Annotated in this window: 16 protein-coding genes; 9 read left to right on the top strand and 7 right to left on the bottom strand. The window is 65.4% G+C overall.

Annotated features, from left to right (window positions below; genetic code table 11):
• Positions 1-18: 18 nt before the first annotated feature.
• Positions 19-1,557, top strand: coding sequence for a cryptochrome/photolyase family protein (locus HHL08_RS14855; RefSeq protein WP_169573933.1), 1,539 nt, complete (start codon positions 19-21; stop codon positions 1,555-1,557).
• Here the strand turns inward: HHL08_RS14855 and ybaL are convergent.
• The 3 genes from ybaL to HHL08_RS14845 all read right to left on the bottom strand — a co-directional run bounded on the left by ybaL (position 1,554) and on the right by HHL08_RS14845 (position 3,838).
• Complete coding sequence (gene ybaL, locus HHL08_RS14850; protein ID WP_169573932.1) at positions 1,554-3,191, bottom strand: YbaL family putative K(+) efflux transporter; 1,638 nt, start codon at positions 3,189-3,191, stop codon at positions 1,554-1,556. The genes HHL08_RS14855 and ybaL overlap by 4 nt on opposite strands.
• Positions 3,192-3,258: 67 nt before the next feature.
• Positions 3,259-3,384: a hypothetical protein gene (locus tag HHL08_RS25940; protein ID WP_268932716.1), complete on the bottom strand. Its 126-nt coding sequence runs from the start codon at positions 3,382-3,384 to the stop codon at positions 3,259-3,261.
• Between the two features lie 58 nt (positions 3,385-3,442).
• A complete protein-coding gene (locus HHL08_RS14845) occupies positions 3,443-3,838 on the bottom strand; it encodes a hypothetical protein (RefSeq protein ID WP_169573931.1) in 396 nt (131 codons plus the stop codon).
• 190 nt (positions 3,839-4,028) lie between these two features.
• On the opposite strand from HHL08_RS14845, the gene rplU reads away from it, so the two are divergent.
• The 3 genes from rplU (at position 4,029) to HHL08_RS14830 (ending at position 5,580) form a co-directional block, all read left to right on the top strand.
• The gene (gene rplU, locus HHL08_RS14840; RefSeq protein ID WP_169573930.1) at positions 4,029-4,394 is read left to right on the top strand and encodes a 50S ribosomal protein L21; all 366 of its coding nucleotides are present in this window, start codon (positions 4,029-4,031) and stop codon (positions 4,392-4,394) included.
• Positions 4,395-4,429: 35 nt separating this feature from the next.
• The gene (rpmA, locus tag HHL08_RS14835) at positions 4,430-4,699 is read left to right on the top strand and encodes a 50S ribosomal protein L27 (protein WP_169573929.1); all 270 of its coding nucleotides are present in this window, start codon (positions 4,430-4,432) and stop codon (positions 4,697-4,699) included.
• A gap of 305 nt (positions 4,700-5,004) precedes the next feature.
• The gene (locus tag HHL08_RS14830; RefSeq protein ID WP_169573928.1) at positions 5,005-5,580 is read left to right on the top strand and encodes a GNAT family N-acetyltransferase; all 576 of its coding nucleotides are present in this window, start codon (positions 5,005-5,007) and stop codon (positions 5,578-5,580) included.
• Between the two features lie 15 nt (positions 5,581-5,595).
• On the opposite strand, the gene HHL08_RS14825 is transcribed toward HHL08_RS14830, so the two are convergent.
• Complete coding sequence (locus HHL08_RS14825) at positions 5,596-6,129, bottom strand: GNAT family N-acetyltransferase (protein ID WP_169573927.1); 534 nt, start codon at positions 6,127-6,129, stop codon at positions 5,596-5,598.
• A 31-nt stretch (positions 6,130-6,160) separates the two neighbouring features.
• The gene (locus HHL08_RS14820) at positions 6,161-7,012 is read right to left on the bottom strand and encodes a metal-dependent hydrolase (protein WP_169573926.1); all 852 of its coding nucleotides are present in this window, start codon (positions 7,010-7,012) and stop codon (positions 6,161-6,163) included.
• Between the two features lie 54 nt (positions 7,013-7,066).
• Between HHL08_RS14820 and HHL08_RS14815 the strand changes: the two genes are divergently transcribed.
• The 4 genes from HHL08_RS14815 (at position 7,067) to HHL08_RS14800 (ending at position 10,960) form a co-directional block, all read left to right on the top strand.
• On the top strand, positions 7,067-7,684 hold the full coding sequence (locus HHL08_RS14815; RefSeq protein WP_169573925.1) for a TetR/AcrR family transcriptional regulator: 618 nt from the start codon (positions 7,067-7,069) through the stop codon (positions 7,682-7,684).
• Positions 7,685-7,714: 30 nt separating this feature from the next.
• Positions 7,715-8,812 carry a GTPase ObgE gene (gene obgE, locus HHL08_RS14810; protein WP_169573924.1) on the top strand — a complete coding sequence of 366 codons (1,098 nt, stop codon included), beginning with the start codon at positions 7,715-7,717 and terminating at the stop codon, positions 8,810-8,812.
• Between the two features lie 94 nt (positions 8,813-8,906).
• Positions 8,907-10,037: a glutamate 5-kinase gene (gene proB / locus HHL08_RS14805; RefSeq protein ID WP_169573923.1), complete on the top strand. Its 1,131-nt coding sequence runs from the start codon at positions 8,907-8,909 to the stop codon at positions 10,035-10,037.
• Positions 10,038-10,063: 26 nt separating this feature from the next.
• Positions 10,064-10,960, top strand: a complete 897-nt coding sequence (locus tag HHL08_RS14800; RefSeq protein ID WP_169573991.1) for an NAD-dependent epimerase/dehydratase family protein — start codon at positions 10,064-10,066, stop codon at positions 10,958-10,960.
• Between the two features lie 151 nt (positions 10,961-11,111).
• Here the strand turns inward: HHL08_RS14800 and HHL08_RS14795 are convergent, their stop codons facing one another.
• Together HHL08_RS14795 and radA are read right to left on the bottom strand one after the other, a co-directional pair.
• Positions 11,112-11,630 (bottom strand): CvpA family protein, encoded by a 519-nt coding sequence (locus tag HHL08_RS14795; RefSeq protein ID WP_169573922.1) that lies wholly within the window; start codon positions 11,628-11,630, stop codon positions 11,112-11,114.
• An 11-nt stretch (positions 11,631-11,641) separates the two neighbouring features.
• Positions 11,642-13,009: a DNA repair protein RadA gene (gene radA / locus HHL08_RS14790; protein ID WP_169573921.1), complete on the bottom strand. Its 1,368-nt coding sequence runs from the start codon at positions 13,007-13,009 to the stop codon at positions 11,642-11,644.
• 89 nt (positions 13,010-13,098) lie between these two features.
• On the opposite strand from radA, the gene HHL08_RS14785 reads away from it, so the two are divergent.
• Complete coding sequence (locus tag HHL08_RS14785; protein ID WP_169573920.1) at positions 13,099-13,797, top strand: endonuclease/exonuclease/phosphatase family protein; 699 nt, start codon at positions 13,099-13,101, stop codon at positions 13,795-13,797.
• The last annotated feature ends 51 nt before the right edge of the window (positions 13,798-13,848 follow it).

Genomic DNA, 13,848 nt, shown 5'->3' with positions numbered 1-13,848 from the left:
TCATTCATTGCATCCCGCATGACCGACGGCCCTTTGCTTATTCCTATAATGGGCGACCAGTTGACGCCCGACATCGCGTCGCTGCGCGCAGCCGACAAGGCGCGCAGCGTCGTGCTGATGATGGAGGTGGCGGACGAAACCAGCTATGTCCGCCATCACAAGGCCAAGATCGCCTTCATCCTGTCCGCGATGCGCCATCATGCCGATCGGTTGCGCGCGATGGGGTGGACCGTCGATTATGTGACGCTGGACGATCCCGCCAATAGCGGCAGCTTCACCAGCGAAGTCGCCCGCGCCGTGGAGCGGCACAAGCCGGCCGCCATTCACGTCACCGAGGCCGGGGAATGGCGGGTGCAGGCGATGCTGGAGGCGTGGGAGACGCGCTTTGGGCTGCCGGTTGTGATCCATGAGGATGATCGCTTCCTGTGCTCCCATGCGGAGTTCGACACCTGGGCAGCCGCGCGCAAGCAGTTGCGGATGGAGTATTTCTATCGCGACATGCGGCGCAAGACCGGCCTGCTGATGACGGCGGAGGGCAAGCCCGAAGGCGGCGAATGGAATTACGACGCGGACAATCGCAAACCAGCGCCGGGGCGCGACTTGCTGATGCCACAGCCGATCCGCATTCGTCCCGATGCGATCACGCAGGATGTGCTGGGAATCGTGGCGGAGCGGTTTGCCGATCATATCGGCAGCCTGGGCCATTTCCATTTCGCGGTGACGCATGAGGACGCGATGCGGCAACAGCGGCGCTTTCTGGACGAGGCGCTGCCGCGGTTCGGCGATTATCAGGACGCGATGCTGACGGACGAGCCGTTCCTGTGGCATTCGATCCTGTCGCCCTATATCAATGCCGGGCTGCTCGATCCGCTGGCGCTGTGCCGGGAAGTCGAGGCGCGTTATCGGGCGGGAAAGGTGCCGCTCAATTGCGCGGAAGGGTTCATCCGACAGATCATCGGCTGGCGCGAATATGTGCGCGGCATCTATTGGCATGAGGGGCCGGACTATGCGCGGCGCAACGCGCTGGGGGCCACCCGCCCCCTCCCCGGCTTTTACTGGACCGGCGAGACGGACATGCATTGCATGGCCCAGGCGATCGGCCAGACGATCGACCATGCCTATGCCCATCATATCCAGCGGCTAATGATTACCGGCAATTTCGCGATGCTGGCGGGCATCGACCCGCATCAGGTCCATGTCTGGTATCTGGAAGTCTATGCCGATGCTTATGAATGGGTCGAGCTGCCCAACACGATCGGCATGAGCCAGTTCGCCGATGGCGGCCTGCTGGCGTCGAAACCCTATGCCGCGGGCGGCGCTTACATCAATCGGATGTCGGATTATTGCGGCACATGCCGCTATGACGTGAAGCAGCGGGTCGGCGAGGATGCCTGCCCGTTCAACGCGCTTTACTGGGATTTTCTGGCGCGCAACGAGCCGTTGCTGAGACGCAATGTCCGGCTCGCCATGCCGTACCGCAACTGGGCTAGGATGGACGAGCAGGACCGCGCCGCCACGCGGGAACAGGCGGCGCGGTTCCTGTCTTCACTCGACTAGGCCGCCCCGCAGAGCTTCAGCATCCGGCTCGCCAGTTCGCGTTCGCCCATCACGACATGAGGGACGCCCAGGCCCTGGAGATAATCGACCTCTGCATCGCTGTGCGCGCGGGCGACGACATCCAGATCGGGATTGAGATGGCGGGCATGTTCGTGGATCGCCCCGCCCTCAAAGCCTTCGGGCACCGCGATCAGCAGGCGGCGCGCCTTGGTCACGCCGGCGGCGTTGAGATTGCGGTCCTCCAGCGCATTGCCGCGCACGACGGACAGGCCGGCCTCCTGCGCCTCTTCCGCCTTTTCGGGGTCATCCTCTATCACGATGAAGGGGATGTCGCGCTGGGTGAGGCCGAGCGCGATCAGCTTGCCCACCCGGCCATAGCCGATGAGGATGATGTGGCCGACCGCCGGCCCAGCCGCGGCGACCCGTGCGGCCTCATCGTCCACCTCCTCCTGCTTGCGGTCGCGCACGACCAACGAAAAGAGGATTGGATTGAGGAAGATCGACACGATCGCACCGGCAAGGATCAGGTCGCGGGCGTCGGCGGGGAGGACGCCAAGCCCTGCGCCGAGCGAGGCCAGGATGAACGAAAATTCTCCGATCTGCGCCAGGCTGACCGCGATGGTCAGCGCGGTGTCGTTGGGGTAGCGGAACAGGCGAACGATCGCATAAGCGGCGATCGATTTGCCAACGACGATGATCGCGACGGTAGCCAGCAGCGGCAGCGGCTGTTCCCACAGCACGCTGGGGTTGAACAACATGCCCACCGACACGAAGAACAGCACGGCGAAGGCGTCGCGCAGGGGGAGGGTTTCTTCGGTCGCGCGGCGACTCAAGGGGGTTTCGCCCAAGATCATGCCGGCGAAGAAAGCGCCCAGGGCGAACGACACGTCGAACGCATAGGCCGCGCCGAATGCCACGCCCAGCGCGATGGCCAGGACGGCGAGGCGGAACAGCTCGCGCGATCCGGTGTGGACGACCCAGTGCAGCGCCCAGGGGATGACGCGGCGGCCCACTACCAGCATCAGCGCGACGAAGCCCGCGACCTTGAGCAGGGTGCCGACCAGCGGCGCGATGAGCGCAGATGCCCCGGCCCCTGAATCCGCATCGTTCATGACGGCGGCCAGCGCGGGCAGCAGGACGAGCGCGAGGACCATCATCAGATCCTCCACGATCAGCCAGCCGACCGCGATTCGGCCGCGCCGGGTTTCGACCAGATTGGCCCCCTGGAGGGCGCGCAGCAGCACGACGGTACTGGCGACCGAGAGCGCGAGGCCGAACACGATCCCGCCCATCAGCGGCCATCCCATGAGGTGAGACAAGCCCATGCCGAGCAAGGTTGCGACCGCGATCTGCACCAGCGCGCCGGGGACCGCGATATTCTTGACCGACAGAAGATCCTTGAGCGAGAAATGCAGGCCGACGCCGAACATCAGCAGGATGACGCCGATTTCGGCCAGTTCGTTGGCCAGCCCCGCATCGGCGACGAAGCCGGGGGTGAAGGGACCAACGATGATGCCGGCGACGAGATAGCCGACCAGCGGCGAGAGTTTGAGGCGATGGGCGATGGCGCCCATGATGAAGGCGACGACAAGGCCGGCGACGATAGTGCCTATGAGGGGCGTGTGATGGGGCATGGGTGGCTTTCGATACGCGGCTGCCGACGGCGCGGGTTCAACCGAGCCGCCGGGCAGTCTAACATGATTATTCTACGACGGTCATCATCACCGCGGACAGACCGGCGGCGGCGGCGGCGAGGCCGGACATGACGGCGGGCATGAACCACCAGGGCGGGCGGCGACGGGTGCGCCGTGCTTTCCTGCGAGCCATGGGATGCTCCTTCTTCCGACGAAAGCCCGCGGGGATGCGCGGGCGGAGAAGCGAATCGTCAGGAAGCGGCGGGCGGCGCGCGGGCGCGACGGGTGCGCGCCGGGGCGTAGGAACGGGGGGTTTGGGAAAAACGAGCCGCAGGGTCGATCGGCCGGACATGCCGGCCGACCAACAGGATGATAGCGACGGCGAGGGCCAGAATCAGGGGTGGCGTGCCGTCGCCATCGGGGCGCGGTGCCGCCACCACAGGCGACACCGCCTGGGTGCGCGCCTTGAGCACGACATCGGTAGTGGCGGGATTGAAAGCCGAGCCGGTCGCGCGGCTGAGCGGTGGCCCAAGCGGTGCCAGCGCGGACAGCAAGGTGACCAGAATCAGCGTCCACAAGGCGATAAGGACAGGCAGGCGCAGGGTTGCGCCCTTCCCGTTCCATCCCTGCCCCGTGGCGTGCCGCATATAGTCGCTATTCCCTTATCTGCCGCCAAGATAGGCATGATAAAGCCGGAAAACCACCCCCGTCCTGCGCCGCCATCGGTTGACAGGTGCGAGTCATTCCACTAACGGGCCACATTCCCGCGCGGGTCGGCTAAGGCGTCATGTCTTTGGTGATCTGCGTAAAGCAGATTTGAACGAGAAGAGACAAGCCATGTTCGCTATCGTGCGCACAGGCGGCAAGCAGTATCGCGTCGCCGCCGGAGACAAGATCGTCGTTGAAAAGATGGCTGGCGAAGCCGGCGACCAGGTGACGCTGGGTGATGTCCTGCTGGCCGGCGAAGGCGGCGACCTGAAGGACGTAGCCAAGCTGACCGTTGCGGCGGAAATCATCGCGCAGGCGAAGGGCGAGAAGGTCATCGTCTTCAAGAAGCGCCGCCGTCACAATTATCGCCGCAAGAACGGCCACCGCCAGAATCACACGATCCTGCGGATCCTGTCGATCGGTGGCGAAAGCAAGAAGGCCGACAAGGCCGCTGCCACGACCCAAGACGCAGCGCCGGCTGCTGCCGAAGCCTGATCGCTTCGCGCCAGAATATTCCAGGAGTTTAGACAATGGCACATAAAAAAGCTGGCGGTTCGTCGCGTAACGGTCGCGATTCTGAGTCGAAGCGCCTTGGCGTGAAGAAGTTCGGCGGTCAGGAAGTGATCGGCGGCAACATCATCATTCGCCAGCGCGGCACCCGCGTCTATCCGGGCCGCAATGTGGGCATCGGCAAGGACCACACGCTGTTCGCGCTGAACGAAGGTCGCGTGGTATTCCACACCGGCAAGCTCGGCCGCAAATATGTGTCGGTCGACGCAATGGCCCTGGCAGCCGAATAACGGACGATCGATGACGGATCGTCCCCCACAATAGGGGCGATCCTCCCGGTAGGGCTTTGACAGCAACCGCCGGTTTTCGAGGGAAACAAGGGGCGCTCCTTTCATGGGAGCGCCCCTTTTTCCGTTGCCCGTTCTTTGCCGGAACGCGGCCGACCGACAAGGGTGCAGTTCTCTTCCGATTTCCCTCAAGCCTCTGGAACTCCACGCCTTCTCGCGCGTCTTGCGGGCGGGGAACCATCCAGAACAATGCGTCGCGAAGTCGTCATGATTGGCGGCTAAGCGCGCTGATAAGAGGAGAGACGAGAATGTTTGCCCGTACCCCCCGCCTGCTCCTGCGTCCGGGCTGGATGGAAGATGCCGCCACGCTGGCCCAGGCCATCGGCGACCCCGCAATCCTGCGCAATCTGGCCCACGCGCCCAGCCCCTATGGATTGGACGATGCGCAGGCGTTCCTAGCGCTGCCGCAGCATCCGCAATTGCCGCGCCTGCTGGCGTTCACCCGCACCCAGGGCGCACCGCGCCTGGTCGGCGGATGCGGCGTGCATCTGGACGAGGATGGCGCGCCGGAACTCGGCTATTGGATCGCCCGTCCCTACTGGGGGCTGGGGTTTGCCACTGAAGCCGCGCGCGCCGTGTTGGGCATGGCGCGCGCCAATGGCGTGCGCGATATCCGCGCCAGCCACTTTGCCGACAATCGCGCGTCGGGCAATGTCCTGCGCAAGCTGGGCTTCCGTTTCAGCGGACAGACCACGCAGCGCTACAGCCTGGGCCGCGACGCCCTGGTCGATTGTCTGTTGTTCGAAGAAGGCGATGCGGGTCGACAAAGCAACGATCCGGCGATGGACCTTTATCGCGATGCTGTAGTCCCGATGGCGGCGTGAACAGCCGCCTCCCCGTCATTGGGGAGGATGCTTGGGCCGATCGAACACGCGCGTCGGCTTTCCGCCCAGTTGCGTGTCGGTCAGCGCCTGGAAGCCCAGCTTCTGCGCAACCTTGATCGACGCCGCATTGCCCGGATCGATGATGCAGCGGAGCGAGGGCGCTTCGAGATGGGCGTCGCTCCAGGCGAGGATCGCCTGCATCGCTTCGGTGGCGATCCCCCTGCCCCAGGCTTGCGGGCCGAGCACCCAACCGGCTTCCGGCACGCCTTCCAGTTCGGCAAGGCCTCTTTCGGCATTCAGCAGTCCCGCTTCGCCCAGAAAGGCGCCGCTGTCGCGCTCCTCGATCACCCACATGCCGTAGCCGAGCAGCGACCACATGCCGGCGTAGCGCAGGATGCGGAACCAGACCGCCTGCCTGTCGAGCGGGACGCCGCCAATGTGGCGGACGACGTCTGCATCGGCCCACAGCGCCGCGCAGGCGGCATAATCAGTGACCCGGTGAGGGCGGAGGACCAAGCGAATAGTTTCGAGTGTGGGGGCATCGGTCATGCGCCGATAAGAGCGCTCCGCTTTCTTTCGGTCAAGCGGCGGAGGGGAGTACGCCGCCTTGCCGTGCATGCGCATAGGGGCTGTCGGCCAGGGCGATGAGTGCGCGGTCGTCGACCTGCCACGGATGGAAGCCGGGCAGGAAATAGCCGAGCCACGGCCGCGCCACCCGGCGCACTATACCCGGCCGGACCAGCGCATAACGCAGCAACCCGCCCCAGGCCCGATAGCCTGTAACACCGTCCTGCCGCAGCAGGTCCATCATGCCGCGGGCGCGGTGGTGGAGGAAATGCTTCGTCACGACCAGCATCATAGCGGTCTTCACCCACCAGCGCTTGAACCGGCTCCAGTCGCGCGTGGCATGGACCCAGGTGTCGTGCGCCACGCCCTTATGCTCGATCTCCTCGATCGCGTGCCAGCGCCACAGGGCGGCGCTTTCCGGGTCGGCGCCGTCTAGATGGCGCGGGTCGCTGAGCAGTTCATGGGCGAGGATGGCGGTGAAATGCTCCAGCGCCATGGTCGCGGCCAGGCTGGCGATCGGCGGGCGTTGTTTGGCGAGGTCCAACATCATCGTCACGTCGGCGTCGAGGCGGGACACGTCATAGCCATGGTCGGTCACCTGCCGGTTGAAGGCGAGATGTTCGCGGCTGTGGACGACTTCCTGTTTGGTGAAAGCGGCGATCTCGCCCGCCAGCCTGGCCGGAACACCATCGCGGAAAGTGCGAACGCTATCGATGAAATAGGCTTCGCCGCGCGGGAAGGTGATCGACAGCGCATTGAAGAAAGCCGTGGCGATCGGATCGCCGTTCAGCCAATGTCGCGCCGTCACGCGATCCCGTCCGAAACGGCGGTCGCGGGGCGTTATGGTGAGGTCGGTCGGGGTCATGGATATGTCTCCGGTCGTTACTTACATTGATGTAAATAAGAGTTGCTTACAATCATGTCAATAAAGCGCGCGCGTCTTAGCCCGGATGAAAGCCGCCTTGTCGCCGTGGAGGCGGCCCGCGATCTGCTGATCGAGTCGGGGCCGCAGGCGGTGACGCTCAAGGCCGTGGCCGGGCGGGTCGGGCGCACCCACGCCAATCTGCTGCACCATTTCGGATCGGCCGCGGGATTGCAGAAAGCGCTGGCGGCGCATCTGGCCGACACGATCACCACCAAGATCGGCGAGGCGGTGGATGCGGCGCGACGCGGCGAGGTCAGCCCGCGCACCATCGTCGACATGACGTTCGATGCGTTCGACCGGGAGGGTGCGGGTGCGCTGGCAAGCTGGATGCTGGCGTCGGGCAATGAGGATGCGCTGGACCCGGTGGTGGAGGCGATCCACCGGCTGGTCGACAAACTGGCGGCGACCGCGCGGACCCCGCATCTGGCCGAACTGATCCGCGACAATACGCTGATGCTCGTCCTGCTGGCGCTGGGCGATTCGCAGCTGGGCGGGGCGATGGCTGCCGCGCTCGCCCTGCCGCGCGAAAAAGCGCGCGAAATCGCCACGCGCAGCCTGACATTCGCGCTGATGCAGGAGGCCGCGGCGATGGCGGCGCAAGCTAAGGTTTAATTATTGCCCGGATGGCGCTATGGGCCGCCCATGCATTTTCTCGATCAAGCCAAAATCTACATCAAATCCGGCTGGGGCGGCCCCGGCGCGGTCAGTTTTCGTCGCGAAAAATATGAGGAATATGGCGGCCCCGACGGCGGTAACGGCGGCAAGGGCGGCGACATCATCTTCGAAGCGGTCCAGGGCCTCAATACCCTGATCGACTTCCGCTACACCCAGCATTTCAAGGCGCAGCGCGGCACGCCCGGCATGGGCAAGAACCGCTATGGCGCGGGCGGCAAGGATCTGATCATCAAGGTGCCGGTGGGCACGCAGATCTTGTCCGACCCCAAGCCGATCGAAGGCAGCGAGGACGAGGACGGCATTCCTGATTATGAGGATCAGGACGTGCTGGCCGACTTCACCGAGGTCGGGCAGCGCGTCACCTTCCTGCGCGGCGGCGACGGTGGCCGGGGCAACATGTCCTACAAGACCAGCACCAACCGCGCGCCGCGCCAGCATGGCACGGGCTGGCCGGGCCAGGAACTGTGGGTATGGCTGCGGCTGAAGCTGCTAGCCGACGTCGGCCTGGTAGGGATGCCCAATGCGGGCAAGTCGACGCTTATCAACCAGGTTACCAACACCAAGGCGAAGGTCGGCGCCTATGCCTTCACCACCACCAAGCCACAATTGGGTGTGGTGCTGCACAAGGATCGCGAATTCGTGCTGGCGGACATTCCGGGCCTGATCGCGGGCGCGGCGGAGGGCGTGGGCATCGGCGACCGCTTCCTGGGCCATATCGAACGGTGTCGCGTGCTGCTGCACCTGATCGACGCCACCGTCGACGATCCGGTCGAAGCGTTTCACATCGTCACCGAAGAACTGGCCGCCTATGGCGAAGGGCTGGACGAAAAGCCGCAGATCGTGGTGCTCAACAAGGGCGATCTGCTTGGGCAGGAGCTGATGGAAGACATCGCCGACCAGTTGCGCGACGAAGCGGGCGTGGAGGATGTGTTCATCATTTCCGGCGCGACCGGCGAGGGCGTGGGCCTGCTGCTCGACGCGGTGCTGCTGATGATGGACGAGGATGCCCGTGAGGCTTCCGAGGAGGCGGGAAAAGAGAGCGACGGAGCGTGGTCGCCGATCTAGGCGATGTGCATGACACCCGTTCGCTGCGAGCGAAGTCGAGACGCGGGTGCATGACGGTTCTCGACTTCGCTCGAACCGAACGGACCATTTGCCTGTGACCTCTCCCCTTTCCGGTTTCCCCCCTGCCCTGGTCCGCCGCCTGGTCGTTAAGATCGGGTCGGCGCTGCTGGTCGATCCAACCGGCGCAGTGCGGGTGGACTGGCTGCGCACGCTGGTTTCCGATGTTGCGGCACGCCGGGCGGCGGGCCAGCAGGTCATCATCGTGTCGTCGGGCGCGATCGCGCTGGGCGCGCGGCGGCTGAAGCTGCCCAAGGGGGGACGCGGGTCGCTGGAGGATGCGCAGGCGGCGGCGGCGACGGGGCAGATCGCTTTGTCGCAATGCTGGGCCAGCCTGCTCGATGAAAAGGGCATCACCGCCGCGCAGATGCTGGTCACGCTGGACGACCTGGAAAATCGCCGCCGCTACCTCAATGCCTCGGCGACGCTGGAGCGGCTGATGGCGCTGAATGTCGTGCCGGTGGTCAATGAGAATGACAGCGTGGCGACGGCTGAAATCCGTTTCGGCGACAATGACCGGCTGGCGGCGCGCATCGGACAGGCGGCACGGGCTGACGCGGTTGTGCTGCTTTCCGATGTCGACGGGCTTTACACCGCCAACCCGCACGCCGATGCGAGCGCCATGCTGATTGAAACGATAGAGACGATCGACGCGCGGATCGCGGCGATGGCCGATGACGGGTCGGCATCCGGCATGGGATCGGGCGGCATGGTGTCGAAGATCCAGGCGGCGCGGATCGCGACCGGCGCGGGCGCGCATCTGGCGATCATTTCGGGCGAAGTCGATGCGCCGCTGTCGCGTTGGGCGGGTGGCGGCAAGGGGTCGATCTTCCTGGCCGCACAAGGCAAAGGCGCGCGCAAGGGTTGGCTGGCCGGGCGTCTGACCACGCGCGGGCGGATCATCGTCGACGCGGGGGCGGAAAAGGCGCTGGGCAAGGGCAACAGCCTGCTGCCCGCCGGGGTCGCCAGTGTCGAGGGCGTGTTCGATCGGGGCGACGTGATCGATATCGTGGCGCAGGATGGCCGGGTGATCGCGCGCGGGCTGATCGAATATGACAGCGAGGCCGCGGCGAAGATCGCAGGCAAACGCAGCGACGACATCGCAGCGTTGCTGGGCGAAATGCCGCGATCGGTGCTGGTCCATCGCGACCATATGGCGATGGTCTGAGAGACATGCAGCAGATGCGAATTGCCATGACCGGCGCGACGGGATTCGTCGGTGCCGAGACGCTGGAGCAGGCGCTGAGCGACGGGCTGCGCATCAACGCGCTGACCCGTCGGGCGCAGCCGCCGCGCGCCAGGCTGAAATGGGTGCATGGGTCGCTGGAGGATAGCGCCGCGCTCGATACGCTGGTGCGCGACGCCGATGCGGTGATCCATATCGCAGGCGTGGTGAACGCGCCCGACCGCGAGGGGTTTGAAGCGGGCAATGCGCGTGGCACCATGGCGGTGGTCGATGCGATGCGCAAACGCGGGATCAAGCGACTGATCCATGTGTCGTCGCTGGCGGCGCGGGAGCCGGGCTTGTCCGATTATGGCTGGTCCAAGGAACTGGCCGAAAAACATGTGAAGGCGAGCGGCCTGGATTGGACGATCGTGCGCCCGCCCGCCATTTACGGGCCGGGCGACCGCGAGATGCTGGAACTGTTCCGCATGGCCAAGCGCGGCGTCATGCTGCTGCCGCCGGGCGGGCGGCTGTCGGTGATCCATGTAAGCGATCTGGCGGCGCTATTGCTGGCGTTGACGCAGGAACGCGAGAACAGCCTGACGCGCACCTATGAGGTGGATGACGGCACGCCGGGCGGATGGGATCATCGGGATTTTGGGTCAGCGATCGGCCGGGCGGTCGGGCGGGCGGTGCGGACTTTCGCCACGCCGGAATGGCTGTTGAACGTCGCGGCGCGGACCGACCGGATGGTGCGCGGCAAGAACGCGAAGCTGACCCCCGACCGGGTCGATTATTTCTGCCATCCCGACTGGGTGGTGGCGAAGCGCAAGCAACCGCCCAAGCGGCTATGGTTGCCGCAGGTGAAGACACAGGACGGGTTGCAAGCGACGGCGGCGGCCTATCGGGAGAAGGGGTGGCTGTGAGGCTGTCCTTCTATTGCTCCACATCATCCGTTCGTGCTGAGTAGGGCCTGAGCTTGTCGATGGCCCGTATCGAAGCATCAGTGCCAAGCCCTATCCTTCGATACGCCATTTCGACTTCGCTCAATGGCTACTCAGGACGAACGAATCTCATTCACCTATCCTCAACAACCGGCTTTTTCGCGCGCTGTTCGGCCAGAAATTCGCTGATCGCCTGACCGCTGGCGTTGAGTAGCGGATAGGTGCGGGCGTCCGACAGCCAGTCCGGGCGACGCGCGCCGCTGCCGTAGAAAGTGTCATAGACCAGGCTGAAGGCGAGGAAGAGCAGGGTCGCGCCGATCAGGCCCTTAACGGCGCCGAAGCCAGCGCCCAGCACGCGATCAACAGGCCCGAGCACGGACTGGCGGGTGCGGCGGCCGATGACGTGGGCGATCATCTTGCCCGCGCCGAAGGTCACGCCGAACACCAGCGCCAGCGCCAGGATCGCCGCGCCGCTGGCGGTGCCGATAAAGGGTGTCAGCACTTCGGCGACCGAGGCGTGGAACAGGCGGATGCAGAAGATCGCCAGCACCCAGGCGATGAGCGAGAGGGTTTCCAGCACGAAACCGCGCATGAGGCCCAATATAGCGCAACCGCCGATGGCGAGCAGGACAGATATGTCGATGGCGTTCATTGCGCCTGTGGCTATCCGCGTCCCAGCATCTGGTCAACAAGCTGCGCGAGGGTGCGGAAACCACTGACCGCGATTCCCTTCACTCCATCGGCCGCAGCCGCGGGGATGAAGGCGCGGTTGAAGCCGAGCTTGGCCGATTCGCGCAGCCGCAGCGGGGCGTGGGCGACGGGGCGGATCTCGCTCGACAGCGCAATCTCCCCGAACAGGACGACGTCGGAGGGCAGCGGCTTTTCCGACAGCGCCGATACCAAGGCGGCGGCGACGGCCAGATCGGCGGCGGGATCGGACAGGCGATAGCCGCCCGCGACGTTCAGATAGACTTCGCAGGTCGAGAAACTGAGGCCGCAGCGCGCCTCCAGCACGGCCAGCACCATGGCCAGCCGCCCGCTGTCCCAGCCGACCACTGCGCGCCGGGGCGTGGCACCGCTGGACAAGCGCACGACCAGCGCCTGGATTTCGACCAAGACCGGGCGTGTCCCTTCCAGCGCGGGGAAGACGGTGGCACCCGTCACTGTCTCGTCGCGCTGGGTCAGGAACAGGGCGGAGGGATTGGCGACCTCCTCCAATCCTTCGGCGACCATGGCGAAGACGCCGATCTCGTCGGTGCCGCCGAAGCGATTCTTGATCGCGCGCAGGATGCGATATTGGTGGCTGCGTTCGCCCTCGAACGCCAGCACGGTGTCGACCATATGTTCCAGCACGCGCGGGCCGGCGATGCTGCCATCCTTGGTCACATGGCCGACGAGGATCAGCGCAGTGCCGCGCTGCTTGGCGAATTTGATCAGTTCCTGGGACGAGGCGCGGACCTGGCTGACGGTGCCCGGCGCGCCCTCGATCAGGTCGCTATGCATCGTCTGGATCGAATCGATCACCAGCAGGGCGGGCGGCTGCCCTTCGCTCAGGGTGGTCAGGATGTCGCGCACCGACGTCGCGCTGGCGAGCATGACCGGGGCGTTACCCAGGCCCAGTCGCTGCGCGCGCAGGCGGACCTGGTCGGTCGCTTCCTCGCCACTGATATAGGCCACCGACAGCCCGCGCGCGGCGACGCGCGCCGCGGCCTGGAGCAAAAGCGTCGATTTGCCGATGCCCGGATCACCACCGATCAGGGTGGCGGAGCCAGCGACGATGCCGCCGCCCAGCGCCCGGTCGAATTCGGCGATGCCGGTGCTGGTGCGCGGCGGCAGTTCGATCTTGCTGTCTAGACCGATCAGCGTGATCGCGCGGCCGCCATTTTGCAGGTCGTGGCGCGAGGAAAAGACGGTTTCGGCCGCTTCCTCGACGATGCTGTTCCACTCGCCGCAATCCTCGCACTGGCCCTGCCAGCGGGCCGCAACGGTGCCGCATTGCTGACAGACGAATTTGCGCTTTACCTTGGCCATGGCACCGATATGGCGGGCAAGCGCGAACAATGCAAGAACATCGCGGCGGGTACTGGAAACATCCGGCGCGCTGGCGCATTGTTACGGCCATGAAAACAATCCGTGTCGCGAGCTATAATATCCGCAAGGCCATAGGCACCGACCGGCGGCGGATGCCCGAACGGGTGCTTGAGGTGCTGGCGGAAGTCGATGCCGACATTATCGCATTGCAGGAGGCCGACCGGCGCTTTGGCGTGCGATCGGCGGCAATCCCGCCGCGGCTGATGGACAGCCAGAGCGACTATAAAGCGGTGCCGCTGGACGTGCAGGCCGATTCGATGGGCTGGCACGGCAATGCGCTGCTGGTGCGCAAGAGCGCTGAACTGGGCGCGCATGACGTGCTGCACCTGCCCTATCTGGAGCCGCGCGGCGCGACCATGGCGGAAGTAACGACGGGCGGCGCGAGCGTGCGCGTGTTCGGCATGCATCTCGACCTGTCGGGCCTGTGGCGACGCAAGCAGGCCGCGGCGGTCATCCATGCCGCGGCGCAGGGCGTGGCGATGCCCACGGTGCTGATGGGCGACCTCAACGAATGGAGCGCCGGGCGCGGCTGCCTGGCCGATTTTGCGCGCCATTATAGTTTCGCGCCGTGCGGCCGCAGCTTCCATGCGCGGCGGCCGGTGGCGCGGCTCGACCGGATCATGCATTGCGAGCGTCTGACGCTCAAGGATTGCGGCGTCCATGAAAGCGGTGCGGCAAGAAAGGCGTCGGACCATCTGCCGATCTGGGCGGAGTTTTCGGTTGGGTAGTCACTGCATCCGTTCGTTTCGCGCGAAGTCGAGGAACGTCTGCGCTTCGGT

Origin of the sequence: Sphingobium psychrophilum (genome assembly GCF_012927105.1) — a bacterium.
GTDB classification, from domain to species: domain Bacteria; phylum Pseudomonadota; class Alphaproteobacteria; order Sphingomonadales; family Sphingomonadaceae; genus Sphingobium; species Sphingobium psychrophilum.
This window is presented reverse-complemented; position numbering and strand designations above follow the sequence as displayed.

Coding starts and splice junctions, on each gene's coding strand:
- HHL08_RS14855 (WP_169573933.1), top strand. CDS start 19: ATGACCGACGGCCCTTTGCTTATTCCTATAATGGGCGACCAGTTGACG.
- ybaL (WP_169573932.1), bottom strand. CDS start 3,191: ATGCCCCATCACACGCCCCTCATAGGCACTATCGTCGCCGGCCTTGTC.
- HHL08_RS25940 (WP_268932716.1), bottom strand. CDS start 3,384: ATGGCTCGCAGGAAAGCACGGCGCACCCGTCGCCGCCCGCCCTGGTGG.
- HHL08_RS14845 (WP_169573931.1), bottom strand. CDS start 3,838: ATGCGGCACGCCACGGGGCAGGGATGGAACGGGAAGGGCGCAACCCTG.
- rplU (WP_169573930.1), top strand. CDS start 4,029: ATGTTCGCTATCGTGCGCACAGGCGGCAAGCAGTATCGCGTCGCCGCC.
- rpmA (WP_169573929.1), top strand. CDS start 4,430: ATGGCACATAAAAAAGCTGGCGGTTCGTCGCGTAACGGTCGCGATTCT.
- HHL08_RS14830 (WP_169573928.1), top strand. CDS start 5,005: ATGTTTGCCCGTACCCCCCGCCTGCTCCTGCGTCCGGGCTGGATGGAA.
- HHL08_RS14825 (WP_169573927.1), bottom strand. CDS start 6,129: ATGACCGATGCCCCCACACTCGAAACTATTCGCTTGGTCCTCCGCCCT.
- HHL08_RS14820 (WP_169573926.1), bottom strand. CDS start 7,012: ATGACCCCGACCGACCTCACCATAACGCCCCGCGACCGCCGTTTCGGA.
- HHL08_RS14815 (WP_169573925.1), top strand. CDS start 7,067: ATGTCAATAAAGCGCGCGCGTCTTAGCCCGGATGAAAGCCGCCTTGTC.
- obgE (WP_169573924.1), top strand. CDS start 7,715: ATGCATTTTCTCGATCAAGCCAAAATCTACATCAAATCCGGCTGGGGC.
- HHL08_RS14800 (WP_169573991.1), top strand. CDS start 10,064: ATGACCGGCGCGACGGGATTCGTCGGTGCCGAGACGCTGGAGCAGGCG.
- HHL08_RS14795 (WP_169573922.1), bottom strand. CDS start 11,630: ATGAACGCCATCGACATATCTGTCCTGCTCGCCATCGGCGGTTGCGCT.
- radA (WP_169573921.1), bottom strand. CDS start 13,009: ATGGCCAAGGTAAAGCGCAAATTCGTCTGTCAGCAATGCGGCACCGTT.
- HHL08_RS14785 (WP_169573920.1), top strand. CDS start 13,099: ATGAAAACAATCCGTGTCGCGAGCTATAATATCCGCAAGGCCATAGGC.